This is a genomic window from Pseudodesulfovibrio senegalensis, from assembly GCF_008830225.1.
In the GTDB taxonomy this organism is placed as follows: domain Bacteria; phylum Desulfobacterota; class Desulfovibrionia; order Desulfovibrionales; family Desulfovibrionaceae; genus Pseudodesulfovibrio; species Pseudodesulfovibrio senegalensis.
Genome location: NZ_WAIE01000006.1, coordinates 41,762 through 64,937, shown reverse-complemented (window position 1 = coordinate 64,937; position 23,176 = coordinate 41,762). Strand labels below are relative to the sequence as shown.

22 protein-coding genes and 1 riboswitch are annotated in these 23,176 nt (G+C 60.9%); of the genes, 13 read left to right on the top strand and 9 right to left on the bottom strand.

Annotated elements, in window-relative coordinates; all coding sequences use genetic code 11:
- Positions 1–165: 165 nt before the first annotated feature.
- The 5 genes from F8A88_RS12800 to F8A88_RS12780 all read left to right on the top strand — a co-directional run bounded on the left by F8A88_RS12800 (position 166) and on the right by F8A88_RS12780 (position 5,291).
- Positions 166–1,335 carry a homocysteine biosynthesis protein gene (locus tag F8A88_RS12800; RefSeq protein ID WP_151151567.1) on the top strand — a complete coding sequence of 390 codons (1,170 nt, stop codon included), beginning with the start codon at positions 166–168 and terminating at the stop codon, positions 1,333–1,335.
- 115 nt (positions 1,336–1,450) lie between these two features.
- Positions 1,451–2,608 carry an NAD(P)/FAD-dependent oxidoreductase gene (locus F8A88_RS12795; RefSeq protein ID WP_151151566.1) on the top strand — a complete coding sequence of 386 codons (1,158 nt, stop codon included), beginning with the start codon at positions 1,451–1,453 and terminating at the stop codon, positions 2,606–2,608.
- 85 nt (positions 2,609–2,693) lie between these two features.
- Positions 2,694–3,242, top strand: a complete 549-nt coding sequence (locus F8A88_RS12790; RefSeq protein ID WP_151151565.1) for an aminodeoxychorismate/anthranilate synthase component II — start codon at positions 2,694–2,696, stop codon at positions 3,240–3,242.
- Positions 3,211–4,521 carry a chorismate-binding protein gene (locus tag F8A88_RS12785; protein ID WP_151151564.1) on the top strand — a complete coding sequence of 437 codons (1,311 nt, stop codon included), beginning with the start codon at positions 3,211–3,213 and terminating at the stop codon, positions 4,519–4,521. Before F8A88_RS12790 ends, F8A88_RS12785 begins: the two co-directional genes overlap by 32 nt.
- A complete protein-coding gene (locus F8A88_RS12780; protein WP_151151563.1) occupies positions 4,518–5,291 on the top strand; it encodes an aminotransferase class IV in 774 nt (257 codons plus the stop codon). The genes F8A88_RS12785 and F8A88_RS12780 overlap by 4 nt, the downstream gene beginning before the upstream one ends.
- A gap of 7 nt (positions 5,292–5,298) precedes the next feature.
- Here the strand turns inward: F8A88_RS12780 and F8A88_RS12775 are convergent, their stop codons facing one another.
- Together F8A88_RS12775 and F8A88_RS12770 are read right to left on the bottom strand one after the other, a co-directional pair.
- A complete protein-coding gene (locus F8A88_RS12775; RefSeq protein WP_151151562.1) occupies positions 5,299–5,844 on the bottom strand; it encodes a WbuC family cupin fold metalloprotein in 546 nt (181 codons plus the stop codon).
- A 9-nt stretch (positions 5,845–5,853) separates the two neighbouring features.
- Positions 5,854–7,515: an NAD+ synthase gene (locus F8A88_RS12770; RefSeq protein ID WP_151151561.1), complete on the bottom strand. Its 1,662-nt coding sequence runs from the start codon at positions 7,513–7,515 to the stop codon at positions 5,854–5,856.
- Between the two features lie 181 nt (positions 7,516–7,696).
- Between F8A88_RS12770 and F8A88_RS12765 the strand changes: the two genes are divergently transcribed.
- The 6 genes from F8A88_RS12765 to F8A88_RS12740 all read left to right on the top strand — a co-directional run bounded on the left by F8A88_RS12765 (position 7,697) and on the right by F8A88_RS12740 (position 14,428).
- Positions 7,697–8,722: an elongator complex protein 3 gene (locus F8A88_RS12765; protein WP_151151560.1), complete on the top strand. Its 1,026-nt coding sequence runs from the start codon at positions 7,697–7,699 to the stop codon at positions 8,720–8,722.
- Positions 8,723–8,816: 94 nt separating this feature from the next.
- Complete coding sequence (locus F8A88_RS12760) at positions 8,817–9,158, top strand: hypothetical protein (protein WP_206666410.1); 342 nt, start codon at positions 8,817–8,819, stop codon at positions 9,156–9,158.
- 3 nt (positions 9,159–9,161) lie between these two features.
- Positions 9,162–10,298 carry an amidohydrolase family protein gene (locus F8A88_RS12755; protein WP_151151559.1) on the top strand — a complete coding sequence of 379 codons (1,137 nt, stop codon included), beginning with the start codon at positions 9,162–9,164 and terminating at the stop codon, positions 10,296–10,298.
- A 327-nt stretch (positions 10,299–10,625) separates the two neighbouring features.
- Positions 10,626–11,558, top strand: a complete 933-nt coding sequence (locus F8A88_RS12750; protein ID WP_151151558.1) for an aspartate carbamoyltransferase catalytic subunit — start codon at positions 10,626–10,628, stop codon at positions 11,556–11,558.
- A 175-nt stretch (positions 11,559–11,733) separates the two neighbouring features.
- Positions 11,734–13,023: a dihydroorotase gene (locus tag F8A88_RS12745; protein ID WP_151151557.1), complete on the top strand. Its 1,290-nt coding sequence runs from the start codon at positions 11,734–11,736 to the stop codon at positions 13,021–13,023.
- An 82-nt stretch (positions 13,024–13,105) separates the two neighbouring features.
- Complete coding sequence (locus tag F8A88_RS12740; protein ID WP_151151556.1) at positions 13,106–14,428, top strand: HD domain-containing protein; 1,323 nt, start codon at positions 13,106–13,108, stop codon at positions 14,426–14,428.
- Positions 14,429–14,591: 163 nt separating this feature from the next.
- Here the strand turns inward: F8A88_RS12740 and F8A88_RS12735 are convergent, their stop codons facing one another.
- The gene (locus F8A88_RS12735; protein ID WP_151151555.1) at positions 14,592–15,458 is read right to left on the bottom strand and encodes a DMT family transporter; all 867 of its coding nucleotides are present in this window, start codon (positions 15,456–15,458) and stop codon (positions 14,592–14,594) included.
- 300 nt (positions 15,459–15,758) lie between these two features.
- On the opposite strand from F8A88_RS12735, the gene F8A88_RS12730 reads away from it, so the two are divergent.
- Both F8A88_RS12730 and F8A88_RS12725 read left to right on the top strand, forming a co-directional pair.
- A complete protein-coding gene (locus F8A88_RS12730) occupies positions 15,759–17,918 on the top strand; it encodes a methyl-accepting chemotaxis protein (RefSeq protein WP_151151554.1) in 2,160 nt (719 codons plus the stop codon).
- Between the two features lie 87 nt (positions 17,919–18,005).
- Positions 18,006–18,080: riboswitch (cyclic di-GMP riboswitch) on the top strand.
- A gap of 102 nt (positions 18,081–18,182) precedes the next feature.
- The gene (locus tag F8A88_RS12725) at positions 18,183–19,184 is read left to right on the top strand and encodes an HD-GYP domain-containing protein (RefSeq protein WP_161598416.1); all 1,002 of its coding nucleotides are present in this window, start codon (positions 18,183–18,185) and stop codon (positions 19,182–19,184) included.
- A gap of 74 nt (positions 19,185–19,258) precedes the next feature.
- Here the strand turns inward: F8A88_RS12725 and F8A88_RS12720 are convergent, their stop codons facing one another.
- From F8A88_RS12720 to F8A88_RS12695, 6 genes are all read right to left on the bottom strand, one after another.
- Positions 19,259–19,519, bottom strand: coding sequence for a hypothetical protein (locus tag F8A88_RS12720; protein ID WP_151151552.1), 261 nt, complete (start codon positions 19,517–19,519; stop codon positions 19,259–19,261).
- A gap of 101 nt (positions 19,520–19,620) precedes the next feature.
- The gene (ald, locus tag F8A88_RS12715; RefSeq protein ID WP_151151551.1) at positions 19,621–20,733 is read right to left on the bottom strand and encodes an alanine dehydrogenase; all 1,113 of its coding nucleotides are present in this window, start codon (positions 20,731–20,733) and stop codon (positions 19,621–19,623) included.
- Positions 20,734–20,787: 54 nt separating this feature from the next.
- On the bottom strand, positions 20,788–21,270 hold the full coding sequence (locus tag F8A88_RS12710; protein WP_151151550.1) for an Lrp/AsnC family transcriptional regulator: 483 nt from the start codon (positions 21,268–21,270) through the stop codon (positions 20,788–20,790).
- A gap of 222 nt (positions 21,271–21,492) precedes the next feature.
- Positions 21,493–21,711, bottom strand: coding sequence for a hypothetical protein (locus tag F8A88_RS12705; protein ID WP_151151549.1), 219 nt, complete (start codon positions 21,709–21,711; stop codon positions 21,493–21,495).
- 23 nt (positions 21,712–21,734) lie between these two features.
- Positions 21,735–22,640, bottom strand: coding sequence for a carbohydrate kinase family protein (locus F8A88_RS12700; RefSeq protein WP_151151548.1), 906 nt, complete (start codon positions 22,638–22,640; stop codon positions 21,735–21,737).
- Positions 22,628–23,176 (bottom strand): putative Se/S carrier protein, encoded by a 549-nt coding sequence (locus tag F8A88_RS12695; protein WP_151151547.1) that lies wholly within the window; start codon positions 23,174–23,176, stop codon positions 22,628–22,630. The genes F8A88_RS12700 and F8A88_RS12695 overlap by 13 nt, the downstream gene beginning before the upstream one ends.

Here is a 23,176-nt window from a genome sequence, read left to right as displayed (position 1 = left end):
CCGCAGATGCGGTTTTATAGCCTAAAATCGTCGTAAAGCCAAGTCTTCATGCCGAAAGCGCGAGGAAAATGATTTGCCTTGCGTGGAAAATTCGGCCATTATTCTCCGGCTGTTTCCACAAGTATGGAAAACAGTGAAGAAGCGTGTTTTTTTTTGGAGGATTTCATGCCCGTGCATCAGGTGAACAAGACGATCGGCGAGATCAACGAGCGCATCCGCAAAGGCAAGGCCGTGGTGGTCAATGCCGAGGAAATGGCGCGCATCGTCAACAAGGAAGGCAAGGTCAAGGCGGCCCGCGAAGTGGACGTTGTGACCACGGGGACGTTTTCCCCCATGTGTTCTTCCGGACTGCTTTTCAACATCGGCCAGCAGCCGCCGGTGATGAAGGTTTCCCGAATGTGGATGAACAATGTTCCCTGCCATGCCGGCCTTGCCGCGGTGGACTGTTATCTTGGCGCCACCGAGCCGAGCGAGGACGATCCCCTGAACAAGGTGCATCCGGGCCGTTTCCGCTATGGCGGAAGCCACGTGATTGAGGATCTGCTGCGCGGCCGCGCCGTGCATCTGCGCGCACAGGCCTACGGTTCGGACTGTTACCCGCGTCGCGAGCTGGACAAGGACGTGACCCTTGCGGACCTGCCCAACGCCTGGCTGTTCAACCCGCGCAACTGCTACCAGAATTACAATGCGGCCGTGAACCTGACCAGCCGCACAATCTATACCTACATGGGGCCGCTCAAGCCCAACAGCCGCAACGTGAACTACGCCACGGCCGGCCAGCTTTCGCCCCTGTTCAACGACCCCTATCTGCAGACCATCGGTCTGGGAACCAAGATATTCATGGGTGGCGGCATCGGGTATGTTCTCGGTTCCGGCACCCAGCACGTGGCCAAGCCCCCGCGCAACGAACGGGGCATCCCCACCAGCCCGGCCGGAACCCTCATGCTCAAGGGCGACCTCAAGCAGATGAAGCCGCGCTATGTGCGCGCCGTCAGCATCGTGGGCTACGGCTGCTCGCTGTCCATGGGCGTGGGTATTCCCATTCCCGTGCTCAACGAGGAAATGGCCTGGTTCACCGGCGTTTCCGATGCGGACATCCAGATGCCCATCAAGGATTACGGCTATGATTATCCCAACGGCCTGCCGCGCGTTTTGGGCCATGTGACCATGGAGGAACTCAAGTCCGGCGAGATTGAGCTGAACGGCAAGTCCACGCCCACGGTTCCGGTGACCAGTTATTCCATGTCGCTGGAAATCGCGGATGAACTCAAGAAATGGATCGAGGACGGCAAATTCCTGCTTACGGAGAAACAGGAAGACATCGTCAGCCTGTAATATCCCTCATACAACCATTGCAAAGGCGTCCCGGTTCACCGGGGCGTCTTTTTTTATGCTCTTGTAAAATTGTGGCATACTATAGTAACTTGTTACCATTCAAGTGAGTGGAAGAATGGGAGAATTCGACGTCGTCATCATCGGTGCGGGGCCTGCGGGTTCCGTGGCGGCCCATGTTCTGGCCGGTTCCGGCCGCAGGGTTGCTGTCGCGGACAGGGCCGTGTTTCCGCGCAGCAAGCTGTGCGGCGGGCTGCTGACATGGAAAAGCGTGCGCCTTCTGGAAACCACCTGCGGTCTTGATCTGGAACGCCTGCGTGCCGAAAAAGCGGTCCACCACCAGTCCTCAGCCTATTTCGTTTACGGGTCCGGTTCCCTTGTTGCCAGGGGACAGTTGCCGTTTCCCTTTCATTTTTCCGACAGGAGCATTCTGGACCGCTGCCTGCTGGATGTTGCCCGGCAATCCGGGGCGCAGGTTTTCGAGGGCTGCCGGGCCGTTGACTGCGAGCCCAACGCCGGAACCGTGATCTGCGCGGACGGAACCGTGCTGCGCGGAAAATTCATAATCGGCGCGGACGGGGTCAACAGTGTGGTGCGCCGCCACATGCCGTTTTTCGGCCATATGCGCGGCATGTGGCGTTCGTATTTGGCTCCGGCCATGGAGGCGCGTATTCCTGCGGATCGATTCCCGCGCAGGGTCATCGATCCGGAATTGCATGTGGGGCGGATACGGGACGGATATGGCTGGGTTTTTCCGGGCAACGACCATGTGCTGGCGGGCATCTGCGGACTCAGGCGCAGCAACGGGAATTTTACGAGCCTGTTCCGGGACTTCATTCGCGATCTGGGCGTTGCCGATCCTGAAAGCGTGCATCCGGGTGCGTATCCATTGCCGTATGGTAATTATTGCATGAATCCCTGCCACGGGCGGGCCATGTTGGCCGGGGACGCCGGGGGATTCGTGGAGCCGTTTTTGGGCGAGGGCATTTTTTTTGCCATGGCCACCGGCTATTGCGCGGCCCGGGCCATCGCGGATAACGGGGACGACCCGGTGCAGGCTGCGGCCGCCTATCAGGATATGCTCAACAGGCAGATATTGCCGGAGATACGCGGCTCTGACCGTTTGCGCTGTTTTTTGTTCCACTCCATAGCCGCAATGGGAACGGGGTGGCTTTCGTTGTTCATGCGCATTTTCGGTTCCCGACTGGCCCAGACCGTGCACGGCATGCGTTCCTATGCCTGGACCCGGGCCAAACAGTGGGATTTTCTGGGCTGATTTCCGTTTTCCGTTCGGCTGGCCTTTTGTCTCCGGTTTCCGTATCGTGCCCGCAGGGCGGCGATTCCCGCCCGGAGCCCGATTATTGCGCATACTTCTCATCGACAACAACGACAGTTTTACCCGCAATCTTGAGCATCTGCTGGTCCGTGCGGTTCGGCAGGCCTGCGCTGACGTGCGCGTGGACGTGCTCGGCCATTCGTCCATGCCCCGCAAATTCGATTCGTGGGACATGATCGTCATTTCCCCGGGACCGGGTGCGCCCCGTGATTACGCGGGATACGGCGCGGTCATGGATTCCGGGCTGCCCGTGCTGGGCGTGTGCCTGGGCATGCAGATCATCAACGTCCATTTCGGCGGCAGCGTGGACCGGCTGGCGGATTGCGTGCACGGCAAGACCGATACCATCCGTTATAATGACCGGACCATGAGCGTGGCCCGCTATCATTCCCTGTACTGCTCCACAGTGGGAAAGGGACTGCGCGTTGCGGCCGCCAACGATGCGGGCGTTCCCATGATCGTTGCCCATGAATCGCGACCGGTCATGGGTATGCAGTTCCACCCGGAATCCTTTCTGACCGAACACGGAGAATATTTCATCCATGATGCCCTGCAACGAATCGTTCGTTCTTGAGCCGGGCCGCATCCCGGACCTTGAAGCGTGGCTGGTGCGCAATGGCGCGGACGCGTTTTTGTCCTCGCCCGGGTTTGCCGGGGAAACGCGCTGCCTTTGCGGTCTGGAACCGCTGGATGAATTGGTGGTGCGCGAGGATACCGCGCGTGAGCAACTCAAGGGTTTCGCGTTTTCCGGTCCGGGGCCGTGCCTCGGTTTTCTGAGCTACGACTACGGCATGCTGCTGCGCGGCATTGGAACGCAAAAGCAATCCGGTTTTCCCCTCGGCCATCTCAGGAAATACGCGCTGCTGGTGGAGCATGACTGTGTGAGCGGAGCCGTGAGCGTATCCGGCCGGGACAGCGAACAGGTTCGGCGCACGGCCCGCATTTTGTCTGAACCGGGTCCGCAGCGCCACCCCGGATTCTTTCCCGATCTGGGGCAGCCTGTCGCGTCCATGGACAGGCCATCCTATGAGCATGGCGTGCGCGGGACGCTGGAGCGCATCCGGCAGGGCTGGACGTATCAGCTCAACCTGTCCACGCGGCTGGGCTGGGCCTGCGATTGTGCGGCCCATGACCCGGCTGAACTGTTTTTGGCCCTGCACGCGAGCCACGGCGCGCCTTTTTACGCCCATTTTTCCAGTGGGCAATACCGCATTCTGTCCACATCGCCGGAACTGTTTGTGCGCGTGCGCAATGGTCGGGTGCTTTCCCGTCCCATCAAGGGAACATTGGCCGTGCCTGGCGAGCGCGTGTATTCCGTGGCTGACGTGGACCCCGAATTGGTGCGTGCGCTGACCGAATCCGAAAAGGAGTGCGCGGAGTTGTCCATGATCGTGGACCTGATGCGCAACGACATCAGCGCCAATTGCGAATACGGGTCCGTGCGTGTGGAAAACCACAGGTCCGTGTTCGTGGTGGACAATTTGCTGCAGATGCATGCGGACGTGCGCGGCACCCTGTGCGCGGGCAGGGACTGTCTTGACCTGTTTCTGGATGCGTTTCCGGGCGGTTCCGTGACCGGGTGTCCCAAGGCCAGCTCCATGCGCATCATCGACGAGCTGGAGCCGCACGCGCGCGGCATGTTCTGCGGCAGTCTGGTGATCATCGAGGACGAGCGCACCATGGATTCGTCCATTGCCATCCGCACGGCCGTGGCCGATACAAAGGGCGGCACTCTGGATTATTGGGCCGGGAGCGGAATTGTAATTGATTCATGTCCGGCCCGCGAATACCGTGAAACCATGGCCAAGGCAGCCAAGTTTTTTGGTGCTGCAGCAAAGCGAGGGTCTGCATGACGCATTTTTACAACAACCGCTACGCCAAGGGCGGTGTGCCTCTGGAAACATATTCGCCCGCGTTCCGGTTCGGGACCGGATTTTTCGAAACCCTGCTCTACAACGGGAAACGGCTCATGCATTGCGACCGCCACGTGGGCCGCATTCATGCCAGCCTCGATCATTTCTGCATCCCCTATGAGTCGGTACCCTTTGAAGAGGTCTGCTTCCTGTTGTTGGAAAAAAACGGGCTCACGGGCAGTCCGGCGCGGGTGAACATCTTTTATCCCGTGGCCGGGGAAGTCACCCGTCCGGTGGTCACTGCCGCGGCCTACACCCCGGACCCGGAGCGCACCTACCGGCTGAACGTCTGCCCGGATCGGCATGTTTCCACACTGAACGTGCACAAGACCATGGCCTACATGTTTTTCAATCAGGCCCACGCGCAGGCCGTTGCCCAGGGTTTCGACGACGCATTGCTGCTGGATTTTTCCGACGAGGTGCTGGAAACCACGACCGCCTCGCTGCTGTTTTCCAAGGACGGTCAGCTGTATGAAACCGACACGCCCTACAAACTGCCGTCGCTGGCTTTGGAGATCGCGCGCGAGCATCTGGACATCGAGCCGAGGCCCGTTGCCCTGGCCGAGCTTTCGGTCATGGATCACGCCTATGCGCTCAATTCATTGGTGGGCATGCGTCCGGTTCGGCGCATCGGGCACGTGGAATATGCTCTGGACGAGCAAAGCTGTGGCGGGGTAACGGCTGCGGTGTGCGGCCGCACGGGCGGGTGAGCCGGGTTCAGCCCCTGCGCTCGGCAGATCGTGCAAGGAATCTATCCGACCGTTTTTCAAGCTCGCTCAGATACGCGCTGGTTTCCGGGTCGCCCTCGGCCGGGGACCATGGTGCGAAATCCTTGTCCGAGGCCTGTTCATAGGGGCCGTTCTTGGTTTCGAAGACCACGGAATCCGGCTCCAGCACCATGAGCGAATGCCAGACTCCGGGTTCAATATCTACCCCGAACACCGTTGATCCCGCACGCATGTCCAATACCTGCGTGATGGTTCCCTGATCATCAAATGATATGTAGCGCACCGCGCCCGTGAGCATGACGAAAGTTTCGGCCTTGGGCGGATGCTGGTGCCGGTGCGGCCGCAGGTACGAGCCGGGCTGCATGGCGTTGAGCATGCGTTGCAGGGGCGCGTTGTCCGGTCCGTGCAGCCGCTGGATGATGCGTTTGCGCGGGCTTTTGCGCGAGAGCCGCACCACGTTTTCCAGCATGTCCCGGTCCAGCGGGGTGCTCGGTGATTCGGGCGCGTGCAGTGCTGCGGGAATGGAATTGGACATGATGTTTTCCTAGAGGTTGCGTTTGCAGGCCAGAGGCATGCGCCAGCCCGTGCCGAATGAACGGGGCGTCAGCTTGATGCCGGGCGCGGCCTGCCTGCGCTTGAACTCCGCCATGCTCACCAGCCGCAGCACGTGCAGCACGGTCTGTTCGTCAAAACCGAGGGCTGTTATTTCTTCGGCATCCTTGTGCTTTTCGATGTGCAGTTCAAGGATGGCGTCCAGAATTTCATAGGGCGGCAGGGAATCCTCGTCTTTCTGGTCCGGCCGAAGTTCCGCGGACGGCGGCTTGGTGATGACGGCCTCGGGTATGCGCTGTCCGAGGGTGGCGTTGATCCAGCGGCACAGGGAAAAGACCAGCACTTTGGGCACGTCCGAAATGACCGCGAACCCGCCGGACATGTCGCCGTAGATGGTGCAGTAGCCCACGGCCAGCTCGCTCTTGTTGCCGGTGGTCAGCAGCAGGGATCGGTATTTGTTGGAAAGGGCCATGAGCAGGTTGCCCCGGATGCGCGACTGGATGTTTTCCTCGGTGGTGTCCGGCTCCATGCCCGCGAACGGTTGGGCCAGTGCCTGCGTGAAGCTGTCCATGATGGGTTCGATGGGCAGGGTCAGGGTTTTGATGCCCAGGTTTTCGGCCAGCGCAATGGAATCGTCGATGCTGCCCTGGCTGGAATAGGGCGAGGGCATGAGCACGCCGGTGACGTTTTCCGCACCCAGCGCCTCCGCGGCCACGGCAGCGGTCAGCCCGGAATCGATGCCCCCGGAAAGGCCCAGCAGCACCGTGGAAAATCCGCTCTTGGTCACATAGTCGCCCACACCCATGACCAGCGCGCGCCATGTTTCGGCCTCGCGGGAAAAATCGTCGTCGGCCACGGCGTTGGGCGCGGTCTCGAAAACCTCCGTCACCAACACGGATTCATCGAATCCGCGTGCCCGGGCCACAAGTTCGCCGCGAGCGTCGAATATGCAGGAACGCCCGTCGAACATCAGATCGTCGTTGCCGCCGGTCTGGTTCACGTAGACGAGCGGGACACCGTATTTTTCGGCGATGGCCCCCAGCATGTTCTGGCGCAGTTGCTGCTTGCCCAGCGAAAAGGGCGAGGCCGAAAGATTGAGGATCAGGTCCGGGCTGTGCGCGGCCGCCTGTTCCAGCGGGTCGGTATGGTAGGGCCGCGTTTCCCAGAAATCCTTGTCGTTCCATGCGTCTTCGCAGATGGTCACGGCCATTTTCCGGCCCATGAATTCCAGAATGTTGGCGCTGCCGGATTCGGACTTGGGCGCGGGTTCGAAATAGCGCGCCTCGTCAAATACGTCATAGGTGGGCAGCAGGCTCTTGTGGAAGCTGCGCTCAATGGTGCCGTCCCTCAGCCACAGGGCCGCGTTATACACGGGTTTGCCCGTGTCCGAATGGTTGGCCAGCACCGAACCCATGAGCAGGGGCGGCAGGTCCGCAAGCTGTCCGGCCAGTTGCTCAGCGGCCAGTTCGGCCTTGCGCACGAACCCGGCATAGAGCAGCAGGTCGCGGGGCGGATACCCGATCAGGGCCAGTTCCGGGGCAATGCTGAAATCCGCGCCCTGAGCCGCGGCCTTTTTCGCGGCGTCCAGAATTCTGGCGCAGTTGCCTTCCAGATCGCCCACCACCGGATTGATTTGCAGTATGCCGATTTTCATGTGGTTGTAGTATCCTCTATCCTCGGGCAGGGCAATACGGCGGGTTTGTGATTTCCTGACCCGCCGCCATTGGCCCCGGCGTTTTTCCCGGCCCCGTTCCGTACCGTTTCAGGGGGTTGGGATTCGTTGCACTTGGGTGTATACCGGGTGCGTCGGCCACAACCAACAAGGATCTTTTTCCATGCGTTCGCTTGCCTTTGCCCACCCTGAACCCCAACGCCCGCGTTCCCGGATCTGGCCCGTGTTCATTCCCTTTGCGGGCTGTCCGGGCCGGTGTGTTTTCTGTGCCCAGCATATCCAGACCGGTTGTGCGCAGACAGGGCTGGACAGAGTTCTGGAGACTGTGGAGGCCGACCTCACGCGAGCGCACGAGTTGGGGCGCGGTCCTTATGAACTGGCCTTTTTCGGGGGCACGTTCACGGCCCTTCCCGAGGGATATCCCGAGCGTTTCCTTGCGCTGTCCGATACGTTTCGGAAGCTTGGATTGATAACAAAAACGAGATGTTCCACGCGACCTGATAGGGTGACGATTCCCATGCTCAAGGAGCTTGGCGCACGCGGGCTGCACATGGTGGAGCTGGGGGTGCAGAGCTTTGACACCACGGCGCTGGACGTGTCCGGCCGGGGGTATACCGCGGATCAGGTGCACCGTGCCTGCGATGCCGTGCGCGCTGCCGGGATGGAGCTCGGCATCCAGCTCATGCCCGGCCTGCCCGGCGACCATGATGATGTTTTCCGGCAGGACGTGCGCGAAACCTGCGCCATCGGACCGGACAATACGCGGCTGTATCCCTGTCTTGTATTGCGGGGGACCGAACTGGAACAGTGGTGGCGCGAGGGCCGTTATGCGCCGTGGGATCTTGAGCGCACCCGCATTGAACTGACCTGTGGCGTTGGCGAGCTGTGGGCGGCCGGTGTTCCGGTCATCCGCATGGGCGTTGCGCCCGAGGAAAAACTGCAGCCAGAAATCGTGGCTGGACCATGGCATCCGGCCCTTGGCCAGTCCGTGCGCGCCCGGGTGCTTCTGGAACATGTAAAGGCACGCATTGCCGAGCTTGGCCGCGCTCCGCGTCGGCTGGAGGTTCCCTTCCGGCACAGCGGCGAGATATTCGGCCACGCCCGCGAGCTGGTGGACGAATACGCCCGCATCGGGCTGGACCGCGAATCCATTCGCATGGTGGACAGGAAGCGGTTTTCCCTTTGCTGATGGTTGTGTTGCCGTCCCTTTTCCCGGTCCGTAATTTGGGATAGGCTCATTGGTCATGCGTATTTTCAAAAATTCCGTGCGCCGGAAAGTGCGCTTGGCGATCATTGTTTTTGCCGCACTGAGTGCGGCCATTGTGTTGTGGCTGGTCATGCGGCCCGCAACCCGCGAAATCGCCACCGTGGATTGGACCGGCACAAACGGCGTGGTGGAGATTTTCGACGGCGACCGCTTGGCGCGGCGCTATATGGGGATTGATGAATTGAGCACGCTCAGGCGCGTGAAAAACGGCATGGAGCAGGTCTGCCGTGCCGGGCGCGGATATCTGGACGCCAATCTGAATTTCATGGTGGACCCCGACGAAAAAAAAGTTTACTTCGAAATCAGCGAATTCACGAACTATATCTTCTTTGAACAACCTGACATTACGGATCAGTAAGGAATGCCGGAACTTACGCGCGCTCGACGCGCCTTGACCATGACCCCCGAGCAGCCCGCGATCGATGACGCAGCCATCATCTCGGACAAGGGGGTAATCGTTTCTGTCGGCCGATATCGGGATCTGGCCCCGGATTTTTCCGGGTCGGTCAGCGATCTCGGCCATGTCACCGTTGTTCCCGGACTGATCAATGCCCATTGCCATCTGGAGCTTTCCCACCTGCGCGGCGCCACTGTTGCCGGGCAGGGGTTCATGGTCTGGGTGGAGGATTTGCTCAAACAGCCCATATTCGATCTCCCCGAAGACGCGCTGGCAAAGGCCAGCCGGGAGCTCAAGCGAACCGGGACCGTGATGGTCGCGGACATCGCGACCCGTTTCCCGCAGCGAATGGCCGGATTTCTTGAAGAATCCGGCTTTTTTTTCGTGGTTTTCACCGAGGCCATCGGCGAAGCCGTGCCCGAGCACGGGTTTGTTCCCGCCGGAGAATATGAACTGGGGTGCGGGTCCGTGGCCGGGCACAGCCTGTACACCACGCATGTGGACGTGTTGCGCGCGGCCAAGGCCGAATCTTCGCGTCTCGGCTGCCCGTTTTCCCTGCATCTGGCCGAGCACGACGACGAGGTGGCCATCATGGCGGGCGAACCATCGGAATTTCTGGATCTGTTGCAGGGGCGCGGCCGGTTGCTGGATTTCGAGCCGCCGCGCACGGCCCCGGTGCAGCAGGCACAAGCTCTCGGTTTGCTGGACGAAAGCACGCTCTGCGTGCATTGCGTCAAGGTCTCAAATGCGGACATCGAAACCATCCGCGAATCCCGCGCGTCCGTGTGCCTGTGCCCGCGCTCCAACGAGTTCATCGGCGTGGGGCGCGCACCGTGGGAAGACATTCGAGGCGTGGGCATCAACTGTTGCCTTGGCACGGATTCATTGGCTTCCAACCATGATCTCAACCTCTGGAACGAGGCCGCCTATTTCAAGGAGCGGTACCGGGGTTCGATTTCGCTGGCCGAGGTGCTGGCCATGATGACCGCGAATCCGGCGCGCGCCCTGGGCGTGGCGCACAGGCTGGGAACGCTGGAGCCGGGCCGGGCCGCTGCCTGGACCACCGTGCCCGAGGCGTTTTTGCAGATGTTCGAGGAATAGTTTTTTGCGGGGGAAGGGGAGAGGGAAACCTTTTGAAAAAGGTTCTCCCTCTCCCCTTCCCCCGGACCCCATCCCCTCACCCTTCCAAAACTTTTTGGGTTGGGGGAAGTTGGGAAAAGAAGAGAAAAAGGATCAAAGAAAAGCGTGGCTTGTTGTGTGAGTTGGAAAGGCTTTTCATCGAAAAAACAACGTTGAATCGTCCGTAGCCGACCAGTGAACGACAACCCCAACCCATGAAGCGCCGCAGGCGCTGCAACGATACAAAGTTTTGGAGGTTCTCAGGAACCTTTTTCAAAAGGTTCCTGGGCCGCCGGAGGCAAAGCAAAGATGAAGTGGTTGCACAAAGATCTGCTGGACGTGAGCCAGCTGTCCCGTTCCGAGGCCATGTCCCTGTTCGACACGGCCGCGCATTTTCAGGAAATCAACACCCGCCCCGTGAAGAAGGTGCCGACCCTCAAGGGCCGCAGCGTGGTGCTCTTTTTCGCGGAGCCGAGCACGCGCACCAAGACCAGCTTCGACGTGGCGGCCAAGCGGCTGTCCGCGGATTCCTTTTCGCTGGCCAAGAGTTCGTCCAGCCTGACCAAGGGCGAGACCCTCAAGGACACGGTGCTGACCCTGCAGGCCATGGCCCCGGACTGCATCGTCATGCGTCACTGGTGCAGCGGCGCGGCCAAGTTCATTGCCGACCGGCTGGATTGTGCCGTGATCAACGCGGGCGACGGCCGCCATGCGCACCCCACGCAGGCGCTTCTGGACGGGTTCACCATGTTTCAGGAATGGGGCGACCTCGCGGGCAAGACCATCCTCATTCTCGGCGACATCAAGCACTCCCGCGTGGCGCGGTCCAACGTGATCCTGCTCAACAAGCTCGGGGCCACGGTGCGCATGTGCGCGCCGCGCACCCTGCTGCCGTCCACGGTGCGCTCATGGCCCGTGGAGGTCTATTCGGATCTCAATGAAGCCGTGAAGGGCGTGAATGGGATCATGTGTCTGCGGTTGCAGCTGGAGCGGCAAAAGGACGGGCTGCTGCCCGACCTGCGCGAGTACGCCTGTACCTACGGGCTGGGACCCAAACACGTGGAGCTGGCCGACAAGGACGTGCGCATCATGCATCCCGGTCCCATGAACCGTGGCGTGGAAATCAATTCCGAGCTGGCCGACTGCGATCGGTCCCTTGTGCTGGATCAGGTGGCCAACGGCGTGGCCATGCGCATGGCGCTCCTGTTCCTGTACATGACCCGCAAGGGCGCGGAGGAATAGTTTTTTTGCGGGGGAAGGGGAGAGGGCAACCTTTTGGAAAAGGTTCTCCCTCTTCCCTCACCTTTCCAATAACAACCCCCACCCATGCAGTGCCGCAGGCGCTGCATCGATACAAAGTTTTGGAGGTTCTCAGGAACCTTTTTCAAAGGGTTCCTGAGCCACCGGAGGCAAAAAAATGGCAAAAAAGAAGTTCGACCTCATCATCAGGCGCGCGTTTCTCAAGGGACGCGAAGTGGACGTGTACGTTTCCAAGGGCGTCATCGCCGAGATCCGCGATACGCAGACCGAGTTTGACCCGGAAGGGGCCGAGGTGCAGGACGCCTTCGGCCTGACCATGATGCCGAGCATGATCGACGTGCACACGCATCTGCGCGAGCCGGGCTTCGAATACAAGGAAGACGTGGAATCCGGCCTGCGCGCCGCCGCATGGGGCGGATTCGGGGCCATCCTGTGCATGGCCAACACCAACCCGGTCAACGACACGGCCGCCACCACGGAACTCATGCTGGAAAAGGCCCGCCGCCATTGGCCGGACGGCCCGAGGCTGGTGCCCATCGGCGCGCTGACCAAGGAACTCAAGGGCGAAGAGCTGGCACCCATGGCCGAGCTGGTCCGGGCGGGCTGCGGCGCGTTCTCCAACGACGGCCTGCCCGTGAAGAACACGGACCTGTTCCGCAAGGCCATGGAATACGCCTCGGACTGGGGCAAGCCGGTCATCGACCATTGCGAGGACCCGTTCATGGCCGTTGGCTGCGGCGTGAACGAGGGCGAGGTCTCCGACCGTCTCGGGCTGCAGGGCCAGCCGGACATGGCCGAGGCATTGCAGGTCTCGCGGGACGTGCTCTTGGCCGAATATCTGGACATGCACATCCACCTTGCCCACATTTCCTGCCGCAAATCGCTGGACGTCATCCGTCAGGCCAAGGCGCGCGGGATCAGGGTCACGGCAGAGACCTGCCCGCACTACCTGATCCTGACCGAGGACTATCTGGAAGATCCGGCCACCCAGTACAGCACGCTGGCCAAGGTCAACCCGCCCCTGCGACCCGAGGCGGACCGGCTGGCCATGATCGAAGCGCTCGAGGACGGCACCATCGATTTTCTGGCCACGGACCACGCCCCGCACGCGGCCCACGAAAAGGAAGTGGAGTTCGACATTGCCCCCTGCGGCATTTCCGGGCTGGACACGGCCTTTGCCACCACATGGGGATTGGTGCGCGACGGCGTGATCAGCGAGGAGACCTTCAACCGCGCCTGGGTCACCGGCCCGGCCGAAACCTTCGAGCTGCCCTGCAACCGATTCGAGATCGGCGACCCCGCGGACTTTTTCCTGTTCGATCCGGAAGAGGAGTGGGAGGTCTGCGCCGCCACCATGCAATCCAAGGGCAAGAACACGCCGCTGGCCGGTTCCGTGCTCAAGGGCCGGGTGAAAACTCATTTCCTTCACGGCAAAAAGATTGTATAAGCAACGCGTGACGATTGACGGGTCCGCTCTGTTTTCGGGCGGGCCCCTGACAGTTTGAACAACAAGAATTCCAAGGAATATCATGAGTCAGCCTTTCAAAGATGCCATCGGTTTCTGCAAGACCATCATGCGTAACGGCTTTGACGCCTACGTCATCAACGCCCGTCTTCAGGAACTGACCCTGGCGGAATCGGGCAGCGAGCAGGAAATCGACATCTGCACCGAGGCCGGACTTTCCGAACTCCAGAAGCTGTTCCCCAGCATTCAGGACTCCGCGGACAAGGGCATTGTCGGTTCCCTGTCCGAAGGCGGTGTGACCTTCTATTTCTACGTTGCGGACGTGGAGCTGAGTTCCTACACGGAAGAGAGCGTTTCACGCATGACGCCCCGGCTGCTCAAGCGGCTGGAAGAGCGCGGCGACATTCCGCTTTCCTCGGTCTGTCCCTACATCCCCAAGGCCAAGGACATGTACGCGGACTTTGCGGACCTGTCCGAAGGGGTTGTCCGCTTCAAGGGCATTGCCGACGAGGCCCTGAAAAAGGACTACTCGCTCGCGTTTCGTGCCCTGCGCTTTGCCGCCAACTACGGGCTGGAAATCGAGAGCAATTCGTGGATGAGCATCGTGCGCAATGCGCGCCGCGTGTTGGACTATGTGCCCATGCCCGACTTCATCGACGAATGGCGCAAGGTCGAGGCCGAGGCCATGTACAAGTTCGTGCAGCTGCTGTTCGATTCCATGCTGCTGCACGGGCTGGTGCCCGAGCTGGCCGCCCTGTCGCGGGTCAAGCAGATCAAGAACGAGGAAGAGGGCGAGGAAACCGTGCTTCAGCACACGCTGGACGTGATGCGCCATTATCCCGAGGAACTGCCCTACGACTGGTACGGCACCGTGGCCTGCATGTTCCACGACGTGGGCAAGCTCTACACCGCCGACTACTACGACGACACATGGCATTTCCTGCAACACCACCGCGTGGGCGCCAAGGTCACCCGCAAGATTCTCAAGCGGCTGAGCTTCATGCACGAGGACATCGACCTCATCTGCGAACTGGTGCAGAACCACATGCGTCCCCATTTCATGCTCACGGACAAGGGCATCCGCCGCCTCAAGGCGCTGGACGAGTATCCGCGCATCATGGAAATGGTGCGGGCGGACATCAAGGCCCGCAACGGCTCCTGGCGCGAGTTCAACCACAACCTCAAGATGGCCGAGCGCGCGGACATTCCCGAGGAAGCCATCGAACCGTTCATGAACGGCAACGAGATCATGCAGGCCACCGGACTCAAGCCCGGTCCCAAGGTGGGCATCATCCGCGATGAAATGCTCAAGGCCCAGATCGCCGGGGATGTGCTTACTTACGAAGACGCCGTGGCGTTCGCCAAGAAAGCCTCCAAGCGTATGTAGTTACGAGCGAAATGAAACGAGAAAGCCCGCCCCGGATTCCGGGGCGGGCTTTTTGTTTGTCCGGGAGTGAGATTGTTGGGGAGGAGGCTTTTTTTGCATCAACACAGGAATCAGGCCTTTGTCGGCAGCCTGAAGGGACATGTCCCTTGCCCGCCGGAGGCGTTCAGGCTCCGGCCTTGCGCACCTGTCCGAGGAACAGGGTACCGCCCACCACCAGCGCGGCCCCGGCATAGGTCCAGATGTCAGGCATGTCGCCGAACACCAGCGCCCCGAACAGCGCGGCCAGGGGTATTTCCACATAGCCGATGGCCGCGATCACGGCTGCCCGCTCCCGCTGGTAGGCCATGGTCATGAGGTGCTGCCCCATGTTCATGAGTATGCCCATGGCCAGCAGGTACAGAAATTCCGTGGGGGTTGGCATGGACCAGCTTGTGCTGTCCAACAGCGGGCCGAGCACGAGAACGGCCATGGTGGGGTAGGCGATGATGGTCAGCGGATGCTCGTGGCGGGAAAGAAAGCGCACCGTGACGATGGCTCCGGCCGAAAGAACGGCCGCGCACAGGGCGATGCCAACGGCGGCGGGGTCCAGCGGGGAGGCGTCATGAAATATGAATGAAGGCCGCGCCACCAGCACCACGCCGGCCAGAGCCGCGCCAATGCAGAACACGCCGCGGGTTCCGAGGGTTTCCTTGAGCAGGAATGCCGCCAGAATGGCCACGAAAATCGGATGCGCAAAGAATATGACCGTGGCGTCCGCAAGCGGCAGCAGTATGAACGCGGAAAACATGCAGAACAACGCCCCGAATCCGAGCAGCCCGCGCAGGGCCAGATACAGGCGTTTGGTGCCGAAAATGGAATGCCCGGTGCCGCGCAGCAGGAAGAAGCAATAGAAAAAACCGATCAGCGAACGGGTGAACAGTATTTCCATGGGCGGCAATCCCATCCCGGCCAGTTTGATGAACAGCGTCCCGGTGCTGAAGCAGACAGCAGCAGCAAGCATGAGGCCTACCCCGGGCGAAAGAATCGGCATTGGTTTCCCCGTCTTTGGAATTGCAGGGTGCTTGGTGGTGTTTTTTCTATTTCATATGTGTTGCCGTTTGCCAAGTGTCGACCACGGATTATTGCACAAAGCCCAAGAAAAAGCGCTGTTTTTTTGTTTTTCGCATTGTTTCACCATGTGTTGAGAATGCTTTTCATATGAATGCTTTATTTTGATTATAAATTCATGTAATTCAACCTTGAATTGCATGTAGTCGCGAGGGGGCTGCACACATGCGCCGTTTGTGAGGGGACGGTGCAGACATCATGTTACAATAAGGGGAATTTGTTCATGTTTCGCAATCTCAAGATGCGTTGGAAGATTCTTTTGCCCATCTGCACGGCCGTTGTGCTCATTTTTGCCGTGTTCATGAGCATCACTCTGTACAAGGTTCGGGAAACATCCCGGCAGGATGCCGAAGCCCTTGGCCGGGAAATGGCCGAAAGCCTGGGCATGAAGGTGGCCCGGGACATCGACAGCGCCCTCGGCGTTGCCCAAACCCTTGCGGACGTGCTGGCCGGTGCCAAGGAAGCCCGCATGGTCAACCGCAAGAAAGTCATCGGCATCCTTCGCCACATCATCGAAGGGCATGAAGAGCTCTATGGACTTTGGACCACGTGGGAGCCGGACGCCTTTGACCGCATGGACAAATTCTATCGCAATTATGACAAGTTCACGGATGAAAACGGCCGTTTTGCTGCCTGCTGGAACCGTGAAGGCGGCGAACTGGTGGGCGGGCATACCGAGAATTTCGAAGAGGATAACCCTTTGTCGGCGTGGTATTACCAGCCGCTGCGCACGGGCCGGCAGTATGTGACCACACCGGTGTTCCGCAAGGTGGATGGCAAAACCATGCTCACGGTCAGCGTGAGCGTGCCCATCATCATCAGCGGGAAGGTCGTGGGCGTTGCCGGGGCCGACATCGTCATGGACCGTTTTTCGGACATGGTTCGGCGTGAGGTGCTTTTTGATACCGGGTACGGGTTTGCCCTGTCCAACGAGGGCGTCATAGCCGCACATCCGGATGCCAAGAAGCTGGGCAGCGTGGTCTACGGGCTCATGGCAGAAGAGGTGCGCAAGCCGTTGGCAACAGCCGTTTCCAAGGGCAGAAATCTTGATTTTCACATGATTCATCCCGAAACCGGAAAAGACATGTACTACATGTTTGTTCCCTTCAAGGTGGGCAGTTATGACAAGCCATGGAGCTTCGGCGTGAGCATTCCCACGGATGAAATCATGGCCGACGCCAACAGGCTGATGCTGCTGTGCGCGGGCATGAGCGTGGGCGCGGTGTTGCTCATGGTGCTCATCGTGGTGCTGGTGGCCCGCACCATCGTGCGGCCGGTGAACGAGCTTGCGGGTGCGGCCCAGTCGGTTGCGGCAGGCGATCTGGAGGCTGATATCCGGCTCAGGCAGGACGATGAACTGGGCATGCTGGCCGAAGCCCTGCGCAACATGGTTACCAGCCTCGTGGAAAAGATCGCCGAAGCCAACGCCAAGACCGAGGAGGCCGAAAAGCAGAGCCGCATGGCCGAAAACGCGGTGCGCGAGGCCGAAGAGGCCCGGTCGCAGGCGGAAAGCGCCCGGAGCGAAGGCATGCAGCAGGCCGCTTCCGAACTAGAGGTCATCGTGGAGCGCGTGTCTTCCTCGTCCGAGGAGCTGACCGCACAGGTACACAACGCCAGTGCCGGAGCCGAACGGCAGAGCCGCAGAAGCTCCGAGGCGGCCACGGCCATGTCCCAGATGAATTCATCGGTGCTGGAAGTGGCGCGCAATGCCTCGGATGCGGCGGATAGCACCATGAGCGCGCGCGACAAGGCCGACACGGGTTCCGAGGTGGTCAAGAGCCTCATGGATTCCATCACGCAGGTCAGCGAACGTTCCGCGGTTGTGCACGGCCAGCTGGACAGCCTCGGCGGTCATGCAGAAAACATCGGGCGCATCATGAACGTGATCACCGACATTGCGGACCAGACCAACCTGCTGGCCCTAAATGCGGCCATCGAGGCCGCACGCGCCGGGGATGCCGGGCGCGGATTCGCCGTGGTGGCGGACGAGGTGCGCAAGCTCGCGGAAAAGACCATGCAGGCCACCAAGGACGTGGAAGACGCGGTGCGTACCATTCAGGACGGCACGCGCGAAAGCCGCATCAGCATGGACGAGGCCAACGAGGTGGTCGGCCGCAGCACGGACCTTGCCCGCAACGCAGGCGAGGCTCTGGGCGAGATCGTGGAGATCGTGGAAACCTGCGCGGATCAGGTGCGGGGCATTGCCGGAGCCGCCGAGGAGCAGTCCGCCGTCAGCGAGGAGATCAGCACGTCCGTGCAGGATGTGAACGACATCTCACGCGAGACCGCCGAATCCATGACCCAGTCTGCGGAGGCCATTGCCGACCTTGCGCGTCAGGCCGCGCAGCTGGACGGCATTATCCGCGAATTGAAGAACCAGTAGTTGAGCGACCGGGGGCGTTGTAACGGATATTTGGTATTTACTGACGAATGTGCTTTACAACGCGCCCGGTTTTGCATAGGGTCCGCGCATCGAAAAAGCCAAACCTGCCGCGAGGCAGGGACGGAAAGCCACGGGTCTCTCTGAGACAGCCGGGTTGCCAATGCTGACGAACTCTCCCTTCTCATGTCGATTCCCCACCGATTCGACATACTCGTCTGCCCCCATCCGTCCCTGTCTCCCTGCAGATTTGGCAAGGGGGAGACCGTGTCCACGACCAAAACCGGTGTTGCAACCGAACCACAGCCCGAATCTGACGGGCTGCATCCTGTTTCGCCTTCCATGCTGTTGCCCGAGCGCTGCGGCGATTTTGAACTGTATCTTGCCCAGAACGGCTCCATGGTGCTGTACGCGGTCCGTGGAGAGTTGTTTTCCGAAGAGCACCGGGAGCGCCTTGCTGACCGGGGCGTGGATCGCCTGTACGTCAAGAGCGTGGAAAAGGAGCATTTCGACAACTACGTGCGCGAGCATCTGGACGACATTCTTGCGGATGAATCCATTCCGGTGCAGGAGCGCGCCAACGTCTGGCTGGATGCCACCTCGGTTCTGGCCCGCAAAGCCTTTGATCGCACCTTTCCCAAATCCCTGAACAACGTCCGTTTTTCCCGCATTCGCAAAATTCTGCGCCAGAGCATGTCCTTTTTTTCCCGGCCCGAGGTACTCAGGCATCTGGCCGTTTTCACGGGGCAGGGCAGGGAACAGTATCATCACGGCATCGGGGTCATGGTCTTGGCCGCAGGGGTCATGAACACGCTGGTGCGCGACGATGCGGACCATCTTGTTTCGGTCTGTTCCGGTGCCATATTGCACGACGTGGGCAAGCTGACCCTGCCGGAAAACCTGTTCGACAGGCATGAGGATGACCTGACCCCCGAAGAGCTGGAGCAGGCGCATTCCCACCCTGTGCTGGGCGTGAGCCGGTGCGCCTCGGTGCAGCTGCCGCAGGAGGCCCTGCATTGCATCCTTTTTCATCACGAGCGCGAGGACGGCAGCGGTTTTCCTTCGCAGGCACTGGGCAGCGTGCTGCCCCTGCATGCCAAGGTGGTGGGCCTGTGCGACGAATATGAAAACCTGACCCGCGAGAAACCGTGGCGCAAGGCGTTCACCCCGTTCGAGGCCCTTTCGCACATCAAGGCGGAAAAGGACCGTTTCGACCCGGACCTGATCAAGCGGCTCATTCTGGTGCTTTCCCGGGCAGAAATCATGTAGGGAATCCCCGTTTTCACGACAAGAGGCCGGACTCCGCAATGGGGTCCGGCCTCTTGTCGTGATTTGAAAGCAGGCTATGCGTCGGCAGGCAGTACTTCGGGGTTGTTCTGCCGGGCTTCCTGCGCCAGACGCACCACGCGGGTGGAAAACCGCGTTTCCCCGGGCTGGCAGGACGGGCAGCCGTCCGAGGCCAGCATGCAGTGTTCGTCCAGCGTGGCCGGATCAATGCCCGCCATGTTCAGGAGCTTGGTGGTTTCACCGGCTCGCCAGAGCAGGGGCTGGCCGCATTTGGTGCATTCCACATAGAGCAGTTCCGGATCGAAAGTATTGTTCATGGGTCAAGTGTACGCAGGGAAAAGGCGAAACACAAGGAAGGCGGGTTATTATCATGGCGGCGGCACGAGCCGTGCCGTGCCGCCGCTTCATGATGGTGATGTTAGATGCCCAGAGCCTGTTCCGGGGTGGTGCAGTCCATGCCGAAGGCATCGCCCACGGCAGGACAGGTCAGGGTTCCTTCCATGGTGTTCAGGCCCAGAGCCAGACCCGGGTCCTGCCGCAGGGCGCCGAGGCCGTCCTTGGCGATGCGCAGGGCATAGGGCAGGGTCTGGTTGACCAGTGCGAAGGTGGAGGTCCGGGGAACCGCGCCGGGCATGTTGGCCACGCCGTAGTGGACCACGTCGTCCACCACGTAGGTGGGCGCGTCGTGCGTGGTGGCCTTGATGGTTTCCACACAGCCGCCCTGGTCCACGGCCACGTCCACGATGACCGAGCCTTTCTTCATGGTGGGCAGCATGTCGCGGGTCACCAGCTTGGGAGCCTTTGCTCCGGGCACGAGCACCGCGCCCACCAGCAGGTCGGCCTGTTGCACGGCCGCGCGGATGTTGGGTTCCGTGGAGGTCATGGTCACCAGACGGCCGTCAAAGATGTCGTCCAGATACTGCAGGCGCTGGTGCGAAAGGTCGATGACCATGACGCGCGCGCCCATGCCCATGGCGATGCGTGCGGCATTGGTGCCCACCACGCCGCCGCCGATGACCACCACCTGCGCCGGGGGAACGCCGGGAACGCCGCCCAGCAGCATGCCGCGGCCGCCCTGGCTCTTTTCCAGATGGTGCGCGCCCACCTGCGTGGCCATGCGGCCGGCAACCTCGGACATGGGGGTCAGCAGGGGCAGGGTTCCGGCCCTGTCCTTGACCGTTTCATAGGCGATGCCGGTCACGCCGGAATCGAGCATGGCCTTGGTCAAAGCTTCCTCGGCAGCAAGGTGCAGGTAGGTGAACAGGAGCAGGTCCTTGCGCAAAAAACCGTATTCCGGGGCAACGGGTTCCTTGACCTTGATGACCATTTCCGCGCCCCAGGCCTCGGCTGCCGTGGGCACGATGGTGGCTCCGGCCTGACGGTATTCCTCGTCGGCCAGTCCGCTGCCCACGCCTGCGCCGCCTTCCACCAGCACGGAATGGCCTTGGCGGACAAGGGTTTCCACCGCGCCGGGGGTCATGGAAACACGGTTTTCCAGTGTTTTGATTTCCTTGGGGATACCGATGATCATGGTCTGCTCCTTGCGTGAAAGTTGTTATGGTTTCCGGATGGGTCCGGTGTTTGCCTATTTTTGGAATTTTTGGGTCACGGCCTCGGGGAGGTAGAGCCATTTGCGCTTGCTCTTCATGACCACGAACGACTCGCTGGAGTTGATGCCGCCCACCTGCGAAAGGTCCTTGTCCAGAAAGTCGTAGAGGTCGCCAATATCCTCGCCGCAGGTTATCTCCACAATGATATCGTAGCGGCCTGTGACCACGGCGCACCAGTTCACCCGCGCCAGCGTGGATATCTGTTCGAGCTTTTCGTCCAGCATTTTGTGGCTCTGCAGGGAGATTCCCACCAAGGCCACGGTCAGGCCGCGCGCCTTCATGGGGTTGACCAGCGCGGCCACGCGCACGGCTCCGGCCGTGACCAGATTCTTGAGCCGCGAGCGCACTGTGGGCGCGGTCACTCCGAGCCGGTCCGCCACCTTGCCAACGGACATTTGTCCGTCGTTGGTCAACGTGGCCACCAGATGCCTGTCGTGGGCATCGAATTTCTTTTTCATGAAAGCCCTCACTGTTTCAAAAAGAAAAGTTCTGGCTTTCTATTTATCTAATGAAAAAATATTATGTCAATGAATTTTGCTAAAATAAGAAATGTGCGCAAAAAAAGCCGATGGGCACAAAACGGATGCGTCGAGTGGTGAACACGGAGTGAAAAAGCGGAAAAAACAAAAGCGAACCGTGCGGTTTTGTACGGAAAACGTGACGAAGGGGCAAAAGGCGGGTTACCGGCCGGCAGCCTCGTTCAGTTCGGTAAGCAGGGATTCCAGGTCAAGGCAGTTGTCCTGAGCCACCTGTGCGATGGTGTCGAACAGCGCGGTGCACAGCAGGCATTTTCCGGCCTGTTCGTCGCGGGAGCGGAACACGTCTTCGGTGGCCGGGAACTGGGCCACGGTGTCCAGCAGGGTCATGCCCGGATGAACGGGCGCGGTGTTGTCCTTCATTGCTGTGTTTTCGCGGTTTGTGCTCAACCGGCCTGTTTCATGACCCGATCGAGGGCTGCGGGTATGTGTTGGATCAGTTCATGGATCTGGCTGGCAGGCGTGGGGCGGGCAATGTCGCCGGCCACGCGGTTTGCCTGCGCCGCCACATGGGCGGCCTCGGGCGCGGCCATGCCGGATTCCATGAGCGCCGCGGCCATGCCCGTGATGGTATCGCCGGTGCCGCCCATGGCCTCCATGGCCTCCACCGCTTTCATGCTTGCGGCCTCCATGGGGGAATCGCTGCCCGGGCGCGTACCGTTCACCGTGTACAGGACCCGGCCGTTTTGAGCAACGCGGTCCGTGCCGCCCTTGACCAGCAGGCAGCGCGCGCTGTTGCCGTGCTCGTAGGCCTCGGCAATGCGGGCCGGGACGTCCTGGTCGTCGTGCAGGATGAAGCCGCGCGTGTAAAAGGGATGGGGCGCGTCCGGGTCGGCCAGAAAGGCCAGTTCTCCCGCGTCCGGGGTGAACAGGTCGTAGACGCCCGACTGCCCGCTCATCTTGGCCGCATACATGAATCCGGCGTCGGCCACGATTTTCGGCATGGTTGCCATGGACTGCATGGCCAGCAGCACGCGATCGTGCCAGTCCGTGTCCGGCTGCAGGTAGTGGTAGGCCATGGTGGTGTAGTTTCGTCCGGGCAGCACTTCGCTCAGGTGGCGATAGAGGTTGCGGCTGCCGTGGCCCAGACCTTCGTCCCCAACCAGCAGGGCGTGGGGCACGTCCAGCCCGAGAAATTCGCAGGCCGCAAGGGCCGAGGCCAGCAGGGCCGGTGTTCCCCGGTCCGTATCCACGGCCTGTTCTTCCACGAACATGGCCTGTCCGCGTCTGACCACCGGGCCGTCCAGAATGTCCACGCCCGGGTCGGGTATGGTGCCTACTATTGCGAGCATTGCCTGCGCATCTCCTCGAAAGCCAGTGCAAGGGCGTAGCCGCACAGGGTGTGGCCCACATCGCGCGGGTGCGGCGCGTCCTCAAGGGTCTTGCCGATGAGCCGCACGCCCAGATAGGGCACGTCCGGGCAGCCGCCGCCCGAAATGTTGACGATGGTACGGCTGGCCTTTTCCACGGTCAGCTTCATGTTGGCGGCGCGGACCATGATCCAGTCGCCGAAATCCTTGACCTGAAACAGGTCCACCGGGGTCAGCAGGGGGCTGTTCACCGGCACCACGGAAAGGGGCAGGCTCGCTCCGGCCTGCTCCAGCAGGCGGATGGCGTTCAGCTCTTCGATGAGCGGAAACTCGATGACCAGATCGCAACCCGTGCGCAGTTCCGGGGGCGGCCCCATGACCCGCACGGTCCAGCCGTGCTCCTTGAGCACGGATTCGGCGCGGATGACTTCGCTGGTGTTTTCAAAGACCAGCAACCCCCGGTCCGCCGAAGCAGAACCGGGAGCCGCCTTTTTTTTGCCGAATTTCCAGAAAGCCAT